Origin of the sequence: Pseudomonas sp. AO-1, from assembly GCF_019775695.1 — a bacterium.
GTDB lineage: Bacteria > Pseudomonadota > Gammaproteobacteria > Pseudomonadales > Pseudomonadaceae > Aquipseudomonas > Aquipseudomonas parakoreensis.
The window spans coordinates 367,058-388,695 of record NZ_CP079947.1; the positions used below are offsets into that span (position 1 = coordinate 367,058).

At 56.0% G+C, this 21,638-nt stretch carries 21 protein-coding genes and 1 pseudogene; 17 read left to right on the forward strand and 5 right to left on the reverse strand.

From position 1 onward, the window contains the following. The first annotated feature begins 15 nt into the window (after positions 1 to 15). From KVQ82_RS31855 to KVQ82_RS01745, 7 genes are all read left to right on the forward strand, one after another. Entirely contained in the window at positions 16 to 204 is a 189-nt protein-coding gene (locus KVQ82_RS31855) for a DUF6527 family protein (protein ID WP_369426618.1), read from the forward strand. 16 nt (positions 205 to 220) lie between these two features. Continuing rightward, positions 221 to 694, forward strand: a complete 474-nt coding sequence (locus KVQ82_RS01720; protein ID WP_016970560.1) for a hypothetical protein — start codon at positions 221 to 223, stop codon at positions 692 to 694. 554 nt (positions 695 to 1,248) lie between these two features. Next, positions 1,249 to 1,587 (forward strand): hypothetical protein, encoded by a 339-nt coding sequence (locus tag KVQ82_RS01725; protein ID WP_222017736.1) that lies wholly within the window; start codon positions 1,249 to 1,251, stop codon positions 1,585 to 1,587. 99 nt (positions 1,588 to 1,686) lie between these two features. Next, a complete protein-coding gene (locus tag KVQ82_RS01730) occupies positions 1,687 to 2,943 on the forward strand; it encodes a TolC family protein (protein ID WP_222019349.1) in 1,257 nt (418 codons plus the stop codon). After that, a complete protein-coding gene (locus KVQ82_RS01735) occupies positions 2,940 to 4,421 on the forward strand; it encodes an efflux RND transporter periplasmic adaptor subunit (protein ID WP_222017737.1) in 1,482 nt (493 codons plus the stop codon). The genes KVQ82_RS01730 and KVQ82_RS01735 overlap by 4 nt, the downstream gene beginning before the upstream one ends. Continuing rightward, positions 4,418 to 7,576: an efflux RND transporter permease subunit gene (locus KVQ82_RS01740; RefSeq protein WP_222017739.1), complete on the forward strand. Its 3,159-nt coding sequence runs from the start codon at positions 4,418 to 4,420 to the stop codon at positions 7,574 to 7,576. Before KVQ82_RS01735 ends, KVQ82_RS01740 begins: the two co-directional genes overlap by 4 nt. After that, on the forward strand, positions 7,573 to 7,923 hold the full coding sequence (locus KVQ82_RS01745) for a copper-binding protein (protein WP_222017741.1): 351 nt from the start codon (positions 7,573 to 7,575) through the stop codon (positions 7,921 to 7,923). The genes KVQ82_RS01740 and KVQ82_RS01745 overlap by 4 nt, the downstream gene beginning before the upstream one ends. Positions 7,924 to 8,124: 201 nt before the next feature. Here the strand turns inward: KVQ82_RS01745 and KVQ82_RS01750 are convergent, their stop codons facing one another. From KVQ82_RS01750 to KVQ82_RS01760, 3 genes are all read right to left on the reverse strand, one after another. Then, complete coding sequence (locus tag KVQ82_RS01750; RefSeq protein WP_238560711.1) at positions 8,125 to 8,592, reverse strand: ATP-dependent zinc protease; 468 nt, start codon at positions 8,590 to 8,592, stop codon at positions 8,125 to 8,127. Positions 8,593 to 8,729: 137 nt separating this feature from the next. After that, the gene (locus KVQ82_RS01755; protein ID WP_017849243.1) at positions 8,730 to 8,999 is read right to left on the reverse strand and encodes a hypothetical protein; all 270 of its coding nucleotides are present in this window, start codon (positions 8,997 to 8,999) and stop codon (positions 8,730 to 8,732) included. 59 nt (positions 9,000 to 9,058) lie between these two features. Further along, positions 9,059 to 9,952, reverse strand: a complete 894-nt coding sequence (locus tag KVQ82_RS01760; RefSeq protein ID WP_222017743.1) for a cation transporter — start codon at positions 9,950 to 9,952, stop codon at positions 9,059 to 9,061. A 100-nt stretch (positions 9,953 to 10,052) separates the two neighbouring features. Here KVQ82_RS01760 and cadR point away from each other — a divergent pair, with 100 nt between their 5' ends. From cadR to KVQ82_RS01795, 7 genes are all read left to right on the forward strand, one after another. Next, entirely contained in the window at positions 10,053 to 10,460 is a 408-nt protein-coding gene (gene cadR, locus KVQ82_RS01765) for a Cd(II)/Pb(II)-responsive transcriptional regulator (RefSeq protein WP_081610207.1), read from the forward strand. A 226-nt stretch (positions 10,461 to 10,686) separates the two neighbouring features. After that, complete coding sequence (locus KVQ82_RS01770; RefSeq protein WP_026140317.1) at positions 10,687 to 12,966, forward strand: heavy metal translocating P-type ATPase; 2,280 nt, start codon at positions 10,687 to 10,689, stop codon at positions 12,964 to 12,966. Positions 12,967 to 12,973: 7 nt separating this feature from the next. Next, entirely contained in the window at positions 12,974 to 13,321 is a 348-nt protein-coding gene (locus KVQ82_RS01775; protein ID WP_017849247.1) for a DUF3703 domain-containing protein, read from the forward strand. Continuing rightward, positions 13,318 to 13,827 (forward strand): signal peptidase II, encoded by a 510-nt coding sequence (lspA, locus tag KVQ82_RS01780; protein WP_017849248.1) that lies wholly within the window; start codon positions 13,318 to 13,320, stop codon positions 13,825 to 13,827. Before KVQ82_RS01775 ends, lspA begins: the two co-directional genes overlap by 4 nt. Before the next feature lie 59 nt (positions 13,828 to 13,886). Then, a complete protein-coding gene (locus KVQ82_RS01785) occupies positions 13,887 to 14,561 on the forward strand; it encodes an AraC family transcriptional regulator (protein WP_238560707.1) in 675 nt (224 codons plus the stop codon). A gap of 68 nt (positions 14,562 to 14,629) precedes the next feature. Then, entirely contained in the window at positions 14,630 to 15,514 is an 885-nt protein-coding gene (locus KVQ82_RS01790) for a sterol desaturase family protein (RefSeq protein WP_222017745.1), read from the forward strand. Between the two features lie 97 nt (positions 15,515 to 15,611). Further along, positions 15,612 to 16,598 carry an arsenic resistance protein gene (locus tag KVQ82_RS01795; RefSeq protein ID WP_222017747.1) on the forward strand — a complete coding sequence of 329 codons (987 nt, stop codon included), beginning with the start codon at positions 15,612 to 15,614 and terminating at the stop codon, positions 16,596 to 16,598. Between the two features lie 412 nt (positions 16,599 to 17,010). Here the strand turns inward: KVQ82_RS01795 and KVQ82_RS01800 are convergent, their stop codons facing one another. Together KVQ82_RS01800 and KVQ82_RS01805 are read right to left on the reverse strand one after the other, a co-directional pair. Beyond that, entirely contained in the window at positions 17,011 to 18,048 is a 1,038-nt protein-coding gene (locus KVQ82_RS01800; protein WP_222017749.1) for a nucleotidyl transferase AbiEii/AbiGii toxin family protein, read from the reverse strand. Then, complete coding sequence (locus tag KVQ82_RS01805; protein WP_222017751.1) at positions 17,997 to 18,641, reverse strand: DUF6088 family protein; 645 nt, start codon at positions 18,639 to 18,641, stop codon at positions 17,997 to 17,999. Before KVQ82_RS01805 ends, KVQ82_RS01800 begins: the two co-directional genes overlap by 52 nt. A gap of 201 nt (positions 18,642 to 18,842) precedes the next feature. On the opposite strand from KVQ82_RS01805, the pseudogene KVQ82_RS01810 reads away from it, so the two are divergent. The 3 genes and pseudogenes from KVQ82_RS01810 to KVQ82_RS01820 form a co-directional block, all read left to right on the forward strand. Beyond that, positions 18,843 to 19,086 (forward strand): annotated as a pseudogene (locus KVQ82_RS01810) (NAD(P)H-dependent oxidoreductase); the annotation flags it as partial. Positions 19,087 to 19,340: 254 nt separating this feature from the next. Beyond that, entirely contained in the window at positions 19,341 to 21,197 is a 1,857-nt protein-coding gene (locus KVQ82_RS01815) for a DEAD/DEAH box helicase (protein WP_222017753.1), read from the forward strand. Next, positions 21,194 to 21,622, forward strand: coding sequence for a hypothetical protein (locus KVQ82_RS01820; protein WP_222017755.1), 429 nt, complete (start codon positions 21,194 to 21,196; stop codon positions 21,620 to 21,622). Before KVQ82_RS01815 ends, KVQ82_RS01820 begins: the two co-directional genes overlap by 4 nt. Positions 21,623 to 21,638 lie beyond the last annotated feature (16 nt).

Here is a 21,638-nt window from a genome sequence, read left to right on the forward strand (position 1 = left end):
TGGTCAGCTGCATTCATGTGCCCGTGTGGCTGTGGGGATGTCCTTGAGGTAGCTCTGATCAAAGACGCAAGGCAGAGTTGGACTCTTTCTGTGGATGTTGAAAATAGACCTACCCTACATCCGTCCATCTGGAGAACTACAGGGTGTCGCTCTCATTTTTGGATCAGGAAGGGACGCATTCATTGGTGCGGTAAAACAGGCTAGGAGGAGAGGTGCTGCAATGGATAGCCAAAATTTTGAGAAACTAAAAGCTCACATCTTGAGTCTTTCCGTTTCAAACATTTTCGATGTGGCGCGTCGAGAGTGGAAGCTTGTGGCTGTCGAGGTGACTGAGGATTTCGATCAGTGCCCCTGTGGTCAGGACATAAAAGAACACTGCTATATCAGGAACAGCTTGAATGGCAATCAAATCTATGTCGGTAACGTCTGCATTAACCGCTTTCTCCAGATCGATACTGGCAATTTGTTTGAGGGGCTGAAGCGCATCGCGGGCGACCTCAAGGCGAATGCAAATCACGACTTGATCGAGCATGCGTGGAAGATGGGTTATCTCTACAGCGAAAAGGAATATAGCTTTCTTCTTCAAACGATGCGAAGCCGAAAGCTCTCAGCAAACCAGTTGGCATGGAAGGAGAAGATTAATCGCCGGATAGTCCAGCAGACGGTCGTTAAGAGTCGCACCCGTCTCACATGAACTCGACCGTAACCAGCCAGTGAACCTCCCCAATTCGCAGATAATATTGGAAGTCCGCGTTTGCCCGATTGCTGCCTGACACGAAGGGCCGTAATCAACCGATTCTGTTGAAAAAGTCGGCCATGGCTTCCACGGCAGAAAAGTACGCGCTTGAGATTGAAATCTTTACTTTGTGCTGAGGATTCCGAGCTCAGATTTCGCGTAGCTGCGCGCAAAAAAGGCGTTTCCAGCAGCCAGTACGCGGGCGATCTGGAAGAACCGACTTTTTCAACACAATCAACCCATAGCGGACATTTGGAAATGCCCTTTCACGTGCGCACCGTTCATCTTTTTTGCTCCTTTACCGGCGCTGGTTAATCAGTGGAACAGTACGAGTCACCCTCCTTTGAAGGTTGGTCGCAATACGTCAGGAGATAGTGAGCTAGCTGACACAGTAATGTTGGCTTAATACTGACGCGCTTGTATCACGTGCATTCAGCGCCTTGCGCAAGGCAGCTACAAGCATGTGTTCAATTGATTGTTAGTGCCATATCTGACGGCTACACTCCAACCCCATGAAACGCTACCTGCGGTTTTTCATCATCTTCGTGATTAGCTTGGCGCTTCCCCTCAGTGGGATGGCGGGTGTTCAGGCACCGGAACCGTGCCCGATGAAGACGATGGGCATGGCGATGATGGATGACATGGGCATGGACTGCTGCAACGACATGAAGAGCCCGACCGAGCACGGCAAACCCTGCAAGCCAGGTCAGGAATGCAAGACAGGCGGTATGCTGCAAGTCTCGATCCTCAAACCTCCTGTTACCTTGTTCAGCCCTGTAGTGCTTCCCTTTTCCAGCGATTCCGTACCTGTGCCCACCTCGTCCGGAGTATGGCGACCGCCTCGCGTCTGATTCCTGTCCCAAATTGAGCGTCATCCCGTTTTAACGGGATGGCATAGCTGTGCGCATGTCTTTTGACGCGTGCAGTGGATCATCACAGGAATCGTAAACATGAACTCCAAGTGCTATTGCATAGGCTGGTCCCTCGTGGCCGGCCTGGCGGCAAGCGTACTGGCATTGCCGAGCTTCGCTGCCGCATTGACACTCGACGAAGCATTGCGGCTGGCCGAAAACAACGCGCCATCGCTGGCTGCACAGGATGCAAAGATACAGGCCGCCAGCAGCGCTGCTATTCCAGCGGGTGAATTACCTGACCCAAAGTTGCTGGCCGGTGTACAGAACTACCCCATCGGCGGCCCTGATCGCTGGAGCATCAACGACGATTTCATGACCATGCAAATGGTCGGGGTCAAGCAGGAAATGCCCAACAGTGACAAGCGCAAGGCCCGTATCGAGGTCGCCAGCGCCGCTGTTGATCGCGCTGCCGCCGAGCGTCGGGTCGAACGCCTGAACGTGCGCCAATCCACGGCGTTGGCTTGGATCAGCAGCTATTCGGTTGAACGCAAAGACGCGCTGTTCCAGGACTTCTACAAGGAAAACCGGCTGCTGACTGATACCGTCCGGTCGCAGATTGCCGGCGGTCGCGCTCAACCTGCCGATGCAGTGACACCCAGGCAGGAGGCAGCTCAACTGGCAGAGCAGCAGGACGATTTGATTCGTCAGCGCGCTCAAGCTCGCGCGGCGCTGAAACGCTGGATTGGCCCTGCCGCCAACGAAAAGCCGGTGGGCAGCTTGCCGCAATGGCCTGTCGATACTTCAGGCTTGCCCCATAAGCTACAACACCACCCCGAGTTGGCAGCGTATGGGCCGATGACCCTTGAAGCGCAAGCCAAGGTCCGGGAGGCAGAGGCGGAGAAGAAGTCAGACTGGAGTTGGGAGCTTGATTATCAGCATCGCGACCGTCAGTTCGGCGACATGGTTAGCGTGCAGTTTTCATGGGACCTGCCGCTGTTTCCTGACTCACGCCAGAACCCGAAAATCGCGGCCAAGCAGGCGGAACTCAGTCAGCTTGAGGCCGAGCGCGAAGCCCTGTCACGCGAGCATACCCAGCAACTGGAGAGTGAACTTGCTGACTATGAGCGCCTGAGTCGTGCGGTCCAGCGCAATGAGCAAAGCCTGGTGCCACTGGCCAGGGAAAAGGTCGAACTCAGCATGGCCAGCTACCGTGCCGGCAAGGGCGATTTGAACGCCGTCGTCGCCGCAAGGCGTGAACTCATCGAGGCTCGCCTCAAACAAGTCGACGTGGAGGAACAGCAAGCGCTGACCCGTGCGCGACTCTATTTTGCGTATGGGGAGTCCAGCCAATGAAGCTTAAATGGAGCGGGGTATTGCTGGCGGGCGTTTCGACGGTATTGGGGGTTGCCGGTGGTTATTGGTTTGGTCACCAACGCATAAGTGGAGTGCCGGGTACTGCCCCTGAGCAAAGCCTCAATGTGCCGGACGAACGCAAGGCGCTGTATTGGTATGACCCGATGTACCCGCAGCAAAAATTCGATAAGCCCGGTAAATCGCCTTTCATGGACATGCAACTGGTCCCTCAATACGCCAGTGGAGGTAGCGATCATGCGACGGTCAGCATCGATCCAGGTCTGACTCAGAATCTCGGTCTGCGATTTGCGACGGTCAGCCGTGGGGTCTTTGAATCCAGCCTCAACGTAACCGGTGTCCTGGCGTTTAACGAACGGGATGTCGCCGTAATACAGGCCCGCACCCCCGGCTTTGTGGAACGGGTCTATGCCCATGCCCCCGGTGATGTGCTTAAAGCCAACGCGGCATTGGCGGATATCCTGGTGCCAGAGTGGGCGGCCGCACAGACAGAGTTCCTTGCCCTCAAGCGCAACGGTGATGCTGACTTGTTAGCGGCGGCCCGCGAGCGACTTCGGCTCACAGGGATGCCGGCCGCATTGATTGCTCAGGTAGAGCGTAGCGGCAAGGTTCAGCCTTACCTGACACTGACCAGCCCTATCGGCGGTGTACTACAAGAGTTGAATGTCCGGTCGGGAATGACTGTCGCCGCAGGCGAGACGCTGGCTCGCGTCAATGGTTTGAGTAGCATCTGGCTGGCCGTGGCTGTTCCAGAAGCGGAGGCTGGATCAATCATCGTGGGGCAAACTGTTGACGCGCAATTGCCTGCCTTCCCGGGGACAAAGGTCAACGGCAAAGTCAGTACGATTCTGCCGGAAACCAACCCGGACAGCCGTACCCTGCGGGTACGTGTGGAACTCGCCAATCCAGACGGACGCCTCAGGCCCGGCTTGACCGCGCAAGTACGCTTGAACCGTTCAACTGAGCAGAGTGTGATATGGGTGCCAAGCGAGGCCGTCATTCGCACAGGCCGACGTGCCTTGGTGATGCTGGCCGAAGACGCTGGCCGCTATCGCCCCGTGGAAGTGCAACTTGGGCAGGAAAGCGATGGCAAGACAGCCATCGTCAAAGGTCTGGATGAGGGCCAGAAAGTGGTCACGTCGGGTCAGTTCCTGCTCGACTCAGAGGCCAGTCTCAAGGGGATCGTGGCCGGTTCAGCGCAAGAGTCGCCTCCCAACGCAGCTACCTCCGGATTGCATGAGGCAGACGGGCAGGTCGTCGAGATCAACGATAAAGAAGTCACGCTCGCCCATGGTCCCTTCAAGACACTCGGCATGCCTGGCATGACGATGACGTTTCCGCTCGCCAGCCCGGCATTGATGCAAGGCCTTAAGGCGGGGGACAAGGTTAAAGTCGCGGTGAGCCAGACCGACGATGGTTTGCGGGTCGAGCGCCTGGATAAGTCGGGAGGTCAGCCATGATCGCCGCCCTTATTCGTTGGTCAGTGGCCAACCGGTTCCTGGTATTACTGGCGACGCTGTTCGTCACGGCTTGGGGCGTTTGGTCGGTGCAGAGCACACCCATTGATGCATTGCCGGATCTCTCAGACGTGCAAGTCATCATCCGTACGCCGTTTGCGGGACAAGCCCCGCAAATCGTCGAAAACCAGGTGACCTACCCATTGGCCACCACCATGCTTTCAGTGCCGGGTGCCAAGACAGTGCGTGGCTACTCGTTCTTTGGCGACAGCTTTGTGTATGTGCTGTTCGAGGACGGGACTGACTTGTACTGGGCTCGCTCGCGGGTGCTGGAGTATCTGAGCCAGATCCAAAGCCGGTTGCCGGCCAGCGCCAAGCCGGCGTTGGGACCAGATGCGACGGGGGTGGGTTGGATCTATCAGTACGCGCTAGTGGATCGCAGTGGCGGACACGATTTAGCGCAGCTCCGCGCACTTCAGGACTGGTTCCTCAAGTTCGAACTCAAGACCCTGCCCAACGTCGCGGAAGTGGCCACCGTGGGAGGCATGGTCAAGCAGTATCAGGTCCAGCTTGATCCCCTCAAACTGGCCAGCCTCGGTATCACTCAGGCTGAGGTGACCGAAGCTATCGGCAAGGCCAATCAGGAAACGGGTGGTGCGGTGCTGGAGATGGCAGAGACCGAGTTTATCGTGCGTGCTTCCGGCTACCTGAAGACGCTCAATGACTTTCGGGCGATCCCGCTCAAGCTGGCTTCGGGAGAAGTGCCGGTAACCCTTGGCGATGTCGCCGCGATCCAGTTGGGACCGGAAATGCGGCGTGGCATTACTGAACTCGACGGCGAAGGCGAGACCGTCGGCGGCGTGGTGATATTGCGCAGCGGCAAGAATGCTCGCGAGACCATTGCCGCAGTCAAGACCAAGCTCGACGAACTGAAAAGCAGTTTGCCGGCCGGCGTGGAAATCGTCACCACCTACGACCGTAGCAAGCTGATCGATCGCGCTGTGGAAAATCTCAGCCACAAGCTCATAGAAGAGTTCATCGTTGTCGCGCTGGTCTGCGGGATCTTTCTCTGGCACCTGCGCTCATCCCTGGTGGCGATCATTTCGCTGCCGGTGGGGGTGCTGATTGCCTTCATCGTCATGCGCTACCAGGGCATCAACGCCAACATCATGTCCTTGGGCGGGATAGCCATCGCCATCGGCGCCATGGTCGATGCCGCCGTGGTGATGATCGAGAACGCCCACAAGAAGATTGAGGCTTGGCACGCGGCCAATCCGGGGGAAGAACTGAAGGGTGAACGTCATTGGCATGTAATGACCGAAGCGGCGGCAGAGGTAGGCCCGGCGCTGTTCTTCTGTTTGTTGATCATCACTTTGTCGTTCATTCCGGTGTTCACGCTGGAAGCTCAGGAGGGACGGCTGTTCGGTCCTTTGGCTTTCACCAAGACCTACGCCATGGCCGCAGCGGCGGGATTGTCAGTGACTTTGGTGCCGGTGCTGATGGGCTACTGGATTCGAGGACGAATTCCCAGTGAACATCAGAACCCGTTGAACCGGTGGTTGATTCGGATCTATCAGCCAGCCCTGGATGCAGTCTTGCGTCGACCAAAGATCACGCTGCTGGTGGCGCTATTGGTTTTTGCCAGTGCGCTATGGCCAATGTCTCGCTTGGGTGGCGAGTTTCTCCCCCCGTTGGACGAGGGCGACCTGCTCTATATGCCTTCAGCTCTGCCGGGATTGTCAGCGCAGAAAGCGGCACAACTGCTGCAACAGACCGACCGTCTGATCAAGACTGTGCCTGAGGTCGAACACGTCTTCGGTAAAGCGGGGCGCGCTGAAACCGCCACCGACCCCGCACCGCTGGAGATGTTCGAAACCACGATCCAGTTCAAGCCGCACGAGCAATGGCGTCCAGGCATGACCCAGGAAAAGTTAGTGGAAGAACTGGATCGAGTGGTACGAGTCCCTGGGTTGACGAATATCTGGATACCACCGATTCGCAACCGTATCGACATGCTTGCCACGGGGATCAAGAGCCCTATCGGCGTGAAAGTTGCCGGCACCAACCTGACGGAGATCGATGCGGCCACCCAGGCGGTCGAGCGAGTGGCCAAGGGGGTCCCCGGTGTCAGTTCGGCTCTGGCCGAGCGACTGACCGGTGGCCGCTACATCGATGTTGATATCGACCGCAAAGCCGCCGCTCGCTACGGACTGAATATCGCCGATGTGCAGTCCATCGTGGCCGGCGCTATCGGCGGTGAAAATGTCGGTGAGACCATTGAAGGGCTCGCACGCTTCCCGATCAACGTGCGTTACCCACGGGAGTGGCGTGACTCGCTCGGTGCCTTGGAGCAATTGCCGATCTATACCCCGCTAGGTAGCCAGATCACCCTCGGCACAGTGGCGAAGGTCAAAGTCACGGACGGTCCGCCGATGCTCAAGAGCGAGAACGCACGCCCCTCTGGTTGGGTTTACATCGACGTGCGTGGCCGGGACATTGCCTCGGTAGTCGCCGATCTACGCAGGGTGGTCAACGAGCAGGTCAAGTTGCAGCCCGGCATGAGCCTGAGCTACTCAGGGCAGTTCGAGTTTCTCGAAAGGGCCAACGCACGACTCAAACTGGTGGTGCCTGCCACGCTGTTGATCATCTTCGTGCTGCTCTACCTGACTTTTGCTCGCTTCGATGAGGCCTTGCTGATCATGGCCACTCTGCCATTCGCACTGACTGGCGGGGCATGGTTCCTCTATCTGTTGGGGTTCAATCTGTCAGTCGCCACCGGGGTCGGCTTTATCGCCTTGGCCGGTGTTTCTGCCGAGTTTGGCGTGATCATGCTGCTCTACCTGAAAAATGCCTGGGCCGAACGTGAAGACCTTGGCGACAACACTGAGCGGGGGCTGCTTGCGGCGATTCGTGAAGGGGCTGTGCAGCGCGTTCGTCCCAAGGCCATGACCGTTGCCGTCATCATTGCTGGTCTGCTGCCCATATTGCTGGGCAGCGGAACCGGTAGTGAGGTGATGAGCCGCATCGCCGCGCCCATGGTCGGCGGCATGGTCACGGCGCCCTTGCTGTCCCTGTTTGTCATTCCGGCGGCCTATCGCTTGATGCGCCGCCGAAACCTCCTAATCGAACCCGTCACCCTTGAAGGAAAAATCGTATGAAACTGACCCTAATTGCAATTGCGAGCACCATAGTTACGCTGTCTTTTTCTGCAACGGCAGAGGACATGCCGGGCATGAAAATGGACGGTATGGAAGGCATGCAGATGAAGCAGGAGTCGAAGCAAACGCCTGTTGCCAATGCCGAGGGCACGATCAAGGCGATCGATCCTGCAAAGCATACGGTGACCCTCGCTCACGGCGCCGTTCCAGCAGTGCAATGGCCGCCGATGACCATGGCCTTTTCCGTGGCCGAAGATCAGTTGGCAGGGCTGTCGGTTGGAGACCGTGTATCGTTTTCTTTTCGACTAGAGGGTGGAAAAGCAACGATTGTCTCCATCAAAAAGTGATGTTTCAGTAACCGGCACGCATTGTCGTGCCGGGTTTTACCACCTACCTTCACAACAATTAGCACTTCGGCGACGGGTGTGAATGACTGCTTCTGGCCGATTCTGTTGAAAAAGTGGCGTTACCACGGTGGCATCGTCTTCTCAATCAGATCGACTGACGTTACTTGAGGCAATCAGTCATGCGATTGAGGAGGGTAACATTCATGGGGTGTCGCATTTCGGCTCCACGGTGAAGGTCCGTGAGGCATCAACCGCTCCAATACGCGCTAAGGTACTGCGCCCAATCAGCACGGGATAATTCATCTTGCCCCGATCCTTCAGCGAGAACTCCTCATCATACATACGCGATCCGATACATATTTTCATCATCACAACCGGACGCCGCTCCGCGCCGCCGGCGCCACGCACTTTTACGTTACGAACGACCTTGCGCTCAAAGGATGAGTTGGTCATCTTGCCAGTCATGTTGTCTTTGACTTCCACGTTAAAGCGGACCCACCTCTCGTTGTCCTTTTCAAACCGTTCCAGATCCTTCGCATCCATGGACGAGGTTAAAGCTCCGGTATCGAGCTTGATTTTCACCGAGATGTTTTCTGGTTGAATCTGCCCTTCCTCCACCCACCCAAATACCTTCGGGGGTGACTTCGTCTCGGCAAATCCGGGCGCCATCGCCAAAGCAAAAACCCCCGCAATCAACCATCTTGTCGTTCGATACGGCATAAAGGAAACCTCTTTTATGGGCTGAGAGAGTTGTTTCTTGTGCTGTAGGGAGCTTAGGTTGTCTGCTGCTCCGTCAATGACGAGCCCTAAACATCCTCGTAACTGCGGCTGTTCGCCCATTCCAACTCATGCTGCAGCTCCAGGTGGAAGGCCTCATAGAGCAACCAGGCCTTCTGACAGTTCTGCTCCAGAAGTCTCTCTGCCTCAGCGCTGATGCCCGACTGCTCGCGCAGTGCCATCAACTTCAGGTAGACAGCATAAGCCGCATCTCGACTCTGGACGGCATGCCCTTCGGCGATAGTGCGGTTTAAACCCGCCATTAACTGCTCTATCTCAAGCGTGTAATTATCAGTCATACGTCACGAGCCTCTGGTTGGAGGAAAGGCGTGAACAGCAGCCAGCAAATGCCCCTAAATCACGCTTTCAAGGCCAGAATTCGGCGTGCCCCATTTAAGACGATGAGGCCCACAACAGTACCAATCACCAAATCTGGATAGGCAGAACCTGTCCAGGCGACCAGCACGCCGGCAACGATAACGCCAAGGTTCGCCAGCACGTCGTTGGCTGAAAAAATCCAGCTTGCTTTCATGTGTGCACCGCCTTCGCGATGGCCATAGATCATCAAGAGACAGCTGACGTTGGCAACCAGTGCGACTGCGCCAATACCCATCATCAGCATCGACTCAGGTTCGCTGCCGTAGAGAAAGCGTCTCGCCACTTCCACGAGTACACCCAGGGCCAACACGATCTGAAAGAAACCCGCCAGGTGCGCAGCGCGAACCTGCAGCCGTGCACTTCGGCCGACTGCATAGAGAGCCAGGCCATAGACGGCAGCATCAGCAAACATGTCCAGTGAGTCGGCCACCAGGCCAGCCGACTGGGCGATCAAACCTGCGCCCATCTCCATGACAAACATCGCGGCATTGATACCGAGTAGGATTTTGAGCGTGCTTGCCTCCTTGGCAGTAGTCAGCTCTTCATTGGAACTGTTGGCCGAGGCCGCTTCCTGACTGGCCGGTTCAGTCCCCAGTAACGTTGCGCCCAGGCCAAGTGACTCCAGTTTTGTAGTGATCAGATCAACAGGCCCGTCATGGAAAGCGCGTACCTGCCTGCTCGCCAGATCAAAGGACAATGAATGGAGCTCAGGCAAGCCATTTAATGCGAGCCGAATCATCCGTTCTTCTGACGGACAATCCATTTTGGGCACCAAAAAACTGCTAACCCATGTTCCATCATTCGACGACGAAGATGCCGCTTCAGTGGTTGTTGACGCGGGGCCACAACCACAGGATTTATCACAGGCGCTCATGATCCACTTTTCCTATCGGTTTCCACTCTGGCCATTGAAAACCATATAGTAGGTATAGGGTCAAGCGTAGATATACTAGATTTTTATCGAGGAACCACTGATGCGCATCGGTCAACTAGCACAGCTGACAGGAGCGGATATTCAGACCATTCGTTTTTATGAGCGCCAACGTCTGCTTCCACCGCCCAATCGTCAGGCCAATGGCTACCGCGCCTATGAAGCGGAACATGTGGAAAGACTGCTGTTCATCCGTCGCTGCCGGTCGTTCGGTATGTCGTTGGAGGAAATCGCTGTTTTGCAGAGCTTTCAAGCACAGCCGCAGCAACCTTGCGCGGCGGTGAATGCGCTGCTTGATAGTCATATTGTTCAGGTCAGAACCCAAATCACGTCCTTGCAAGTCCTGGAAGAGCAATTGGTGAGATTGCGCCGCTGCTGCGATAACGAACGACAAAGCTTGGACTGCGGAATACTTTCGGGCTTGGTGGAGGGCGGTTCAACACACTCCTGATGCACGCGCCCCTTCGCTTTTGCTCAAAAATTTAGTCCTTGACCATATAGCGACTATAGGGTGTTCACTGCGCAACAACAGAGGAGACGCCATAATGGCTAATTGTTGCGACGACACCCCGAAAAAAAGCTCCTGCGGCGATTCTGCGGAGACAAGCTGCAGTGCAACGGCTTGCGCGGCACCGGCAGCACCGGTAGGCGAACTGAGCAGCTTTCGCATTGAACAAATGGATTGCCCTACTGAAGAAGCGCTGATCCGCGGCAAACTGGAGAAACTGCCCGGGGTGCAGGCGCTGCAGTTCAATCTGCTAAACCGAACTCTCGACGTTCGTCACGAGCCGCTGTCTCCACAGGTGCTTGTGGAGGCCATAGCTTCATTGGGGATGAAGGCTGAGCCATTGACCGCCGCGCAGGGCACTCGTGTGGTAATTGCGCAAATGGACTGTCCCACCGAGGAGCGACTGATCACCGACAAACTGTCCGGTATGCCGGGCATCTCGGCACTGCGGTTCAATCTGCTGCAACGAACACTCACCATCAGCCATGAGCCGGAGGCACTGGCGCCCGCGTTGGACGCGATCCGCGCGCTCGGCTTCACTCCCCAGCTTGCGGCCGAAACCCAATCCTCGACCGAACCGCATCCACCGACCAACGCTTACTGGTGGCGGCTTGGGCTGTCCGGAGCCGCCGCCGCATCCGCGGAGATCTTGCACTTCACCCAGTTGGTGCCCGAATGGGGCGTTGCGGCCATTTCCCTGGCGTCCGTGTTGCTGTGCGGGTTGGCCATCTACAAGAAAGGCTGGATCGCCCTCAAGAACCGCAACCTCAACATCAATGCGCTGATGAGTATTGCCGTTACGGGCGCGATTCTAATTGGGCAATGGCCCGAAGCTGCCATGGTGATGTTCCTGTTTGCGGTCGCGGAATTGATCGAGGCCAAATCCCTCGATCGCGCTCGGAATGCTATCCGCGGCCTGATGGACCTGGCTCCGGACAAGGCGACGGTGCAGCAACCCGATGGCCGTTGGATCGAGCTGGAGGTGGCCACGGTCGGCATCGGAAGTCTGGTCCGGGCTCGCCCAGGTGAGCGTATCGGCCTGGATGGGGAGGTGGTCAAAGGTAATTCAACGATCAACCAGGCACCCATCACCGGCGAGAGCCTGCCTGTGGAAAAGGGGCCAGGCGATACGGTGTTCGCCGGCACCATTAACCAAGCTGGCGAATTGGAGTATCGCGTCACGGCGGAAGCCAGCCATACCACCCTGGCTCGAATCATCCACGCCGTCGAAGAGGCTCAGGGTGCCCGTGCGCCAACCCAGCGCTTCGTTGATCAGTTCGCGCGGATTTACACGCCGACGGTGTTCCTGTTCTCGCTGGCTGTGGCTGTCGTACCGCCCTTGCTGATGAACGGGATGTGGTTCGACTGGATCTATCGTGCCCTGGTATTGTTGGTGGTGGCGTGCCCCTGCGCCCTGGTGATTTCCACCCCTGTCACCATCGTCAGCGGCCTGGCGGCCGCCGCTCGCAAAGGCATTCTGATCAAGGGCGGGGTGTACCTGGAAAGCGGCCGCAAGATCACGCACCTGGCTTTGGACAAAACCGGCACCCTCACCCATGGCAAGCCGGTTCAAACCGACTTCCTACCCATTGGCACAGACCTGCCAGCGGAATACCTCTCGGCGGCGGCGAGTCTGGCCAGTCGCTCTGACCACCCAGTGTCGCAAGCCATTGCCAACCAGGCTGCTGAGCGCTCAATACCGTTGCTGGCCGTAGAGAGTTTTGAAGCTATTGTTGGGCGCGGCGTCCGCGGTGTTATTGACGCTCATCAGTACCATCTGGGCAATCATCGATTGCTAGAGGAGCTCGGTCTTTGTTCGACTGGATTCGAAGCGTTATTCGAACGATTCGAGCGTCAGGGCAAAACGGTTGTCATCCTCTCCAACAAAACTCAGGTGCTGGCCCTGTTCGCCGTGGCCGATACGGTGAAGGACAGCAGCCAGGCTGCCATTGGCGAACTCCACGCACTGGGCGTGAAAACGCTGATGCTGACGGGCGACAATCCGTACACCGCCGAAGCGATCGCCGCGCAGGTGGGCATCGACGAAGCCAAAGGTAACCTGTTACCGACCGACAAGCTCAGCGCCATTGTAGACCTGATCAACAACGGAGCTACCGTGGGCATGGTCGGGGATGGCATCAACGATGCCCCCGCACTGGCTCGTGCCGATGTCGGTTTTGCCATGGGCGCGGCGGGTACCGATACCGCGATCGAGACTGCAGATGTGGCGATCATGGACGATGACCTGCGCAAGATCCCGGCCTTCATCCGCCTCTCCCGGCAAACCGCTGCGGTGCTTATGCAGAACATCGGACTGGCTCTGGGGATTAAGGCGATCTTTCTGGTAGTCACGCTGGCCGGTCACGCCACGATGTGGATGGCGGTATTCGCCGACATGGGGGTAAGTCTGTTGGTAGTCCTGAATGGATTGCGCCTGCTGCGCAAGTGAGGGCGAGATGAACAGCGAACTACGTACTGCCATCGGCATGGCCTTCCAGCAAGCCGAGCAGGCACTTGCGGCCAAGGAGCCTTGGCGCGCATATCCCTGGTTGGAGCGCGCCCACATTCTCAGTCAGCGCCTGCCAGTGCTGCACGTATGCAGCCATTGGTTGATGCTCCGGGCTGGCTGGCAACAGCGCGACTACCGGGAAATGCTTGGCCAAACCACACGGATAATGGCCGCCTTGCTGTTCAGCAAACTCTGGGTACCAATCGGCAACACCGGACGGGCCAGGATCAGTGCATTCCGCTCGATGCCAGTACCAAAGGATCTGCAACGACTACTGCAAGGTAAGCACCAGTGAAGGCACATCAGGAAGCAACGCACTACGTCACACCTTGGTTTTGGTGGGGACTGGCGACTGCAGTTGCCACCCTCGATCAAGGGTTCAAATCCATCGTTGAGCGTCTATTCGCGCTGGGTTCAACGCTTCCCTTGAGTTCATTTTTCAATCTCGTGCATGCCCGGAATACCGGCGCAGCCTTCAGCTTCTTGGCTGAAGCGGGCGGTTGGCAGCGTTATTTTTTCATCGCCATCGCTTTGGCCGTGTCCGTGGTGCTCGCCCTGCTGCTTCGTCGTGCGCGCCCCCCGAGCGAAGCCTTGGGTTATAGCCTGATCTTGGGCGGCGCTATCGGTAACCTCATCGATCGGTCGTTCCGCGGCTATGTTGTCGACTACTTGGACTTCTACTACCAGACATGGAGTTGGCCGGCGTTCAACCTAGCGGATATCGCCATCGTCGGTGGTGTTCTACTGTTGTTCCTGAGCAGCCTGTCGCAACCGAGTCCACAAGCAGGTCGGACGGGATGAAGGTGCCCGCAGCGGTCGACTCGCCTCGCTGGTCCGGTCGTGCGTGGATTGCCCCTGGCATGGCTATCTTCATCGGCCGCGCCGGGCATCAAGACTGGCACCATCATCAGGCACACCAGATTGCACTGGGAGTGAATGCGCTCGTCTCCGTAGAGTCCCCCCAGGGTTGCCACACCGGGGCCGCGGTTCGCATTCCTGCGGGTGTTCGCCATCGGCTCAGCGGCGACATCGTCATGTCGATCTACCTAGATGTATTGTCGGATGAAGCCCGGGCTCTGCCCGAGGGCAGAACCCTGGCGCCGCTCGAAATTGCTACGGCCGACGTGACGAGGCTGATCGATGCCTTAGACGAGACGACCCTCGATGTCCGAAGGGCAGTTCGGAGGGCGTTGGGAGTAATCGACCTGCCGACAACCGACCCGCGCCTGGCTGCGGTCAGCGCAGCCGTGCACAGCGGCAGCGTGCGGCGTGACCAACTCGCCGCCTTGGTGCACCTGTCTCCGACGCGTTTTTCCCATTGGTTCGTGGAGCAGACCGGCCTGCCGATGCGTAGCTATGCAAAATGGCTGCGCCTCACCCATGCAGTTCAGCTATTGGCCAGTGGGCTATCGATGACCGAAGCGGCACACGCGGTAGGCTTCTCCGATTCCGCCCATTTTTCACGAACCTTTCGTGCGCTGCTGGGCATAGATCCATCCTCAGCGCTTGCCGAGGTTCGCCTGCAGGAAGGCTAGCTCTTTCGTTCAAGCTGCCAGCGCGTACCCACACATATCGTAAAGGCTCACAACTCAGGAGCCCGATAATGTCCAGCATTTCTCGTTTCGCCATTCGAAGGTTGAGCTATCCCTTAGTATTTGGCGGCTGTGCGGCCTTCATGGTGTGGGCGTTATACGCTGGAATGCCCTATTGGCCGACATCCCCCCTTGTTGCTGCGGTCGGGCTGCTGGCCATCGCGGCATTGGAGCATCTTCAGCCGTTTCGGCAGGCGTGGCTGGAAGATCACCAGGACACCCAGACGGACTTGCTGCACTTGCTAGTAAACCTTTCCGTCATTCAGTTCACGGCAGAAATCGTGGCCAAACTGGGGGATGCGGTACCTGCCTCGATGCGTCTATTTCCCACTGAGAGCCCATTGTGGCTGCAGCTGTTGCTGGTTGTGGTGGTGCTCGACCTGAGTCTGTACAGCATGCATCGAATCAGCCACCAGGTGCCCTGGCTGTGGCGTTTCCACATGGTTCACCACAGTGCCGAACGGCTGTACTGGATGAACGGTGAACGGCGCCACCCCCTCCACGCTGCATTCATGGCCGGCCCTGGGCTGGTAGTGCTGCTCGCTTCAGGGGCACCCGCGGCGGTGGTCGCGACCTGGTTTGGCATTTTGAGCGTGCACCTGGCCTTCCAGCACTCGAACCTGGATTACCGGGTGGGCTGGTTACGACATGTGTTTGGGGTCGCCGAAATCCATCGTTGGCACCACAAGCGTGACTTCGAAGATGCCCAAGTGAACTTTGGTGAGTTTCTGATGGTATGGGATCGGTTGTTCGGCACGTTCTACGACAGCGCGGGGAAGCTGGGCGAGGCAGAGGTTGGACTGCATGAACGGGGATTCCCGCAGGGTTATTTGGAGCAGCTTGTTGTGCCCTTTGGAAAAGCAACCTTGCCCCAAATAAACCGCGATGATACGTGACATATAATGGCATGACCGTGTGCCTACACCATCACTCGACGGACGAGCTGGTGTTGCTTAGGTTGACGGCCTTTTTTTGATACCCGAGGGGAGCGCTATGGATAGGGACGCACTTGAACAGAACCAAATACCGATCTATTTCGTCGCGGTCATTGCCGCAGCAATCGGTGGGTTCATGGCGCCTGTGGCTGCTCAGGGGTTGAACGCTTTGGTAACGCCAACCATCGCCGTGCTGATGTACGCGATGTTCTTACAGATTCCCTTTCTTAATCTGCGTGAAGGACTGAGCAATAGACGCTTCATGTCAGCCCTGCTGATCGCCAACTTTGTACTGATACCGCTGTTGGTATGGGGGCTCACTCGGGGACTCACGGATCATCCGGCGATCCTTGTTGGTGCTCTCCTGGTACTGCTGACCCCCTGCATCGACTACGTGGTGGTCTTTACTCATATTGGCAAGGGCGACTCTCGTGGAATCCTTGCAGCCACACCAATCCTGCTGCTGCTTCAGCTGGTTCTGCTACCCGTGTACTTGGCCTTCATGTTGGGTGGGCAGTCCGAAGTCATGATCTCGGTAGGCCCCTTTGTTGAAGCCTTTCTCGTGTTGATTGTCGCGCCGTTGTTATTGGCCGTGATTACAGCGGCGCTGGCGAAAAAGTCGAAAATCGTCGGCGCTTGGAACGCCGCCTGGGCCTGGCTACCCGTCCCAGCAATGGCAGCGGTTTTGATCGCGGTGGTCGGTTCTCAAATTTCCTCGGTAGTTCGCGACATTGACCAGCTGGCACCGGTCATCCTCGTGTACATCGGCTTCATGCTATTGGCTCCGTTGGTTGGCGCTTTGGCTTCGAGAGCTTTCAAGCTGCCCTCCACGACTGCCAGAGCAGTGACATTCAGCTCGTCAACACGCAACTCTTTGGTCGTCCTCCCACTGGCCCTGGCATTGCCTGAAGAAATTCGGGGCCTTGCGGCTGCGGCGGTGATCACCCAGACGCTAGTCGAGTTGGTGGGTGAGCTAATCTACATCCGCGCAATACCGGCACTAATTTGGCGGAAAAGTTCGCAGACTGCGTCAATAACGCGATAGAAATCGAAGCGTCGCGACATGGTTTTGATCAAGCTTGAATGACTGCTACTGGCCGATTGTGTTGAAAAAGTCGGTCCTTCCATACTGCCCTCGTACTGACTGCTGAAAATGCCTTTTTTGCGCGCAGCTACGCGAAATCTGAGCCCGGAATCCTCTGCTCAAAGTAAAGATTTCAATCTCAAGCGCGTACTTTTCTGCCGTGGAGAACATGGCCGACTTTTTCAACAGAATCGGCCGATTTCTGCCTGTCGTGAAGGGCTGAATTCGGCCATGAACTGCGGCCTGCGCAATTGCACCCCCTAGGGCCATTGCCGCCAAGCTCATACGCGACGAGGTCGTCGAAGGTGCGATGGCTGAATCAACTGATGACTTCATTCTGGAATCGGGATAGTTATCCTGGAAAGTGCTAGGTTCAGGTTTGAGCCCGAAGAGGCGTCGATGCCTTGTTGTTGATCTGGTCCTGCAAAGCCGCTAGGTCAGCGAGGATTTCCTCAAGGGTAAAAACATGACCATTCAGCATCCCGGATGCCTGCATGGCATCGTAGTCACGTCCGAGCTGAACGACGTTCTCGGCGTTCGGGATGAGCACGAGTGCCCCTGCTAGGCACAGCTCGTATTGGCTAGTGGCCCTTCGGAAGAACACATTCTTGATGTCGATCACCTCCGCTAGTAGGGAGCGGTCGGCAACTGCGCGCTGGCCGCAGTCATGTCGCGACAGCATCGCCAAGTCGTACCAATGCCGGGAGAGCCGTCCAGAATCCACTGAGATCCCGCGGTTGCATTCGTCATGGATGAGGGTCACCTTTTCCCAGAAAGTTCGCTCGGCCGCGAGGACAACCACGCCCTCGGCCGTTGGAAACTCAACATTAGGAAAGAGGTCCACCACATCGGGGACAATTGTGTGAACTGCATTGGGTTCAATGATGTTTCGACCGCCAAACTCCACTTTTACGTGCTGCAACATGTACGTGCCACGCTCGGCGACACGCGAAGGGTAACCCACTAGAAGCGTTTCACCTTTCTCGTCGGCTGAGACAGTGCATTCATCTCCGCAGCCCAGCGTGTGGAGTCTGGCTAGCAAATACGGTTGAACAGTATTGGAGGTGTAATCTTTGACCTTGGCCTTGAGTTCATCGCTCACTTTGTCTCGCTTACCACGGCTTAGCCCTACCAGATCCGCCAATGTGTACTCACATCCAAGCTCGCGGTAGTCAATCGTGATGTCAATATCCTCCGAGAATCGATGGATCACCGAGTAAACTTTGGAAAGTGAGGTGCCACCTTTGAATGCCATAAGCTTGCGCTCTGGCATTGAAAAAAGTTCTCGGAGCACCACGGACACCCAAATGTCCTTCTCGATTACGGCCTGGGCTCGGCCCGTCTCAATTTCAGCTTGAGCTAACAGGCTGCCCTGGTCTTCTGCTGACAGGTCGAAATAAGAGGTTGCCACTCAACGTCCTTAGCAGCCTGCTCCAAGGCTGGCTGCATCCATTCCGGCTTACTACAGGCCTGGAGTTTTCTGAATTCTTCACGGTTCAATGATCGCAAGATCCTCTGAATAACCGACGTGGAAGCTTCTTTCCTCCCGAGGTAAAACAACGCGACAAGCGCCACGCCTACCCTGGTGCCAGCTTCCTGTAAGTGCTCGCTGGAGACGTGCTGCAGGCGAACCACAGCTCTCCCGACTCGAATCTCACGGGTCGAACCGCTTGTGTAATAAACTGTTTGAACCTGCATTTGAGTGCTGATGCCTAAACGTCGGACAGCTTCTGCCCCATGGATCTGGAGTTTTTCTCTACGTCGCCGGGCCACCGCTTCGACTACCTGAATCGGGCTTGGCCGAACACGCCCAAGGACTTTGCTTTCCTTGGGCCGCATGTAAATACCACGGATCACGCGCTCGAGCTTCCCCTCCTGCACCAGCCTTGAGAGAGCTTTGTCGACAGACGTGCGTGTCCCAACCTGAGAGAACACAGAACCAGCGAAAGGCTGGCCTTTTCTCATGTGTTTGATTCGGTTTGAGATAGTTTCCGCGACAGACATTCCGGGCCTCCGATGTCAGAAGAATGTGCTTCTATTTCTGACAGACTACGTAACTATAAGCCTTGTTTTATGGGCTTTCCAGCCTAGTGACTGATGACTGACCGACGGGCCCAGTGCTTTATAGTAATAAATGCAAAAAATGAGCAATAGATGCATTCGCTGGCGTGACCGGTGAGATGATTTATCTCCCTAACACTCATCGTGTACAAAATGAACTGGAACCCGGGGGCCAGCGCGAGACGACTTTTCTAATCGGGAAAATCCCGAATACCTAATGTATGCGCTGGAGCAACGCCTGGGGGTGAAAAGCCAATCGCTGGCGGCGGATATCCAAGCTGAACTGGATAAGCTGTTGTGGGCCGACCTGCTGATCCTCAACTTCCTGATCTTCTGGTTCTTCGCCCCGGCCATGCTCAAGGGCTGGATCGACCGGGTGAAATTGTCTTCGGTAGAGTCGGCATGAACAGGCGCGAAATTTCAGGCACCTTGAGCAATGTCATTGGGCTATTATGATAAAAAGCGTGTTCAGCTACACCACCTTGGTTGATCCAGCTGATGAAGAAATAAGGATATTTCGATGCCCGCCCCGGATCCGTTGCTGACGACAGTGCCCTTTCTATCGAAATCTGCGCAAGTGCATGCTGCTCGTTTGAGCGGCGGTTTTGGCGTGGATGATAGAAAAACGCCAGAGAGTTTTTCATGAATTACTTTACCGACACTGCCGTTAATATTTTAGGCAACAGTAAGCTGCGGACGCCTCAAATTGAGGCCTATATCAAGGCTCAAGAGCATTTTGCGAGCGACCCTGACCAGGATGCGCTGATCGTGCTGCCTACAGGCACGGGCAAGTCAGGGCTGATTTCCATCGTGCCATATGGATTGGCGAAAGGGCGTGTCTTGATCATCACCCCTGGCCTTGTGACCAAGCAGAGCATCAGGAAGACTCAGGACCTGCTCGAGGACAATTTCTGGATTAACTTTGATGTAATCTTCAGCGGAAATGACCTGCCCGTCACCTGCGAATTCAGCTCACTGACGCTCCAGCGCAGCCTGGAGCAAAGCCACATCGTTTACTCCAATATTCAGCAAATTCACAGCGACCGCTCTACGTGCCTGACCAAGCGAGTCCCACCTGACTTCTTTGACCTGATCATCGTCGATGAAGGGCATCATGCGCCGGCTGAAACTTGGCAAAAGACACTTGGCTACTTCGCCAAGGCTAAAAAGCTTTTTGTAACTGGAACCCCATTTCGTGGTGACAACCAGGAAGTGCCCGGAAAGCTGATTCACACAACGCCGCTGTCTGAGGTGATGAGAGACCGCTACGTCAAATGGCTCAGAAAAGAAACGGTCAATGCTCACGAGCTCTATTTCACATTGGCTGATCAGCCAGGCGTTAAGCTGTCAAAGGAGGAAGTACTTGGTTTCAAAGACCCTGAATGGGTCCAGCGCAGCGTTGCATTGTCCAAGGAATGCTCACTGGACGTGATTAACCAGAGCATTTACAACCTTACCGAACTGAAGAAAGCGTCACCTGAAGTGCCTCACAAAATCCTCGCTGTGGGCTGCAGTATTGCCCATGCCGAGGATTTGCGTACTTGGTACGAGGCCAAAAATCTGAGAGCGGCGATTGTTCATAGCTACATGGAGCAGCCGGACATCGATGCCGCTTTCAGAACGATCGATAACAATCAGTGCGACGTGGTCATCTCCGTGAACATGCTGATGGAAGGATATGATCATAGATACCTTACGGTTCTCGCACTTTTTCGACCCTATCGAAGCCTGAATGCTTTTGCTCAAATCGTCGGCCGGGTGCTACGCGCAATTCCTAAAGAGGAGATCACAGCGTTCGAGATTGATAACAACGCTGTTGTGATCTACCACGAGGAAACCGGCCTGGATGCGATGTGGAGCTCGTTTCAAAAGGAGGTGGATCGAGCAAAACATCAACGCACCAAGGAATACATAATTACTGACCAGGAATACGATCGAAAAGAGGAGTCCCTGGCGGGGGTAGGTTCCTCCGAAGCTTTTGTAAGTGATCAAGATTCCTATTTGGAAGACCTGGACTTCAACAAGATTTTCTCTGATAAGCGAGCTGAAATCGATGCTTTTGCGGCCCAGAAAGTTAAAGAGTTGCCAGGTATAGAGGGTTACGACGCTGACGTGCTTGCACAGTTGACGAACGTCATCCGCAACGCTGAGATGAAGAAAGCCGCCCAAGTCATCGACCCTACCCTCATGGAAAAGCGACCAGAGATCGCGCGGAAGCAGCTTCGAGAGATCCTTACAAAAAAAGCCCAAGATGAAGTTGCCACGCTGCTCAGTGACCTAGGAATCGACGAGAAAAGCTCTACGCTCTATCGGAAATTCGCAGCCCACGTTCCGATGGCAAAGCCGAATACGCCCAACGACGGTATACTGGTGAACTTTATCAACACCAAGCTGGCTAAGAAGTACGGCAAGGTAGCTGAGCGTGATAATACCTCGCTTTCCGAGTCGATCGCGCACGTGGAAGTAGTCATCGCTGAGCTGAGGAAAATGCTGAGATGAGCCTCGAATCTATCAAATTACTCGTTGACGAGCTGACGACTCTCCATTTCAGCCGAGGCGTACAGCCTAGTGACCTCATCGACAACCTGTTCGAAAATGCCTACGTCGAATCAACATCACGTAAGACATCGAATGGTGTGGTATTTGAGATCACCTTTCTCGAGTCCGATGAAGACGGCTGTCCTGTGAAAGTGGCGATGCGGTACACCTACGACAGTAGTCGCAACTTGGTGCTCATCGAGCAGAAGGTCGCAGCAAAGAAATACGCAATTCAGTGGGATCGTGCGGTCTCAATAAGCCAACGTGTTGAAAGACTCGAAGCAATGCTGGCCACCAGCCTTCCAAAAGAGAAAGTGACGGCCATACTTGCCACTATCCCAGACGATTTTGTGGCCATGTTTCCTCATCTGAAGCTCGTCGCCTAGTTCACGTATAACTGGA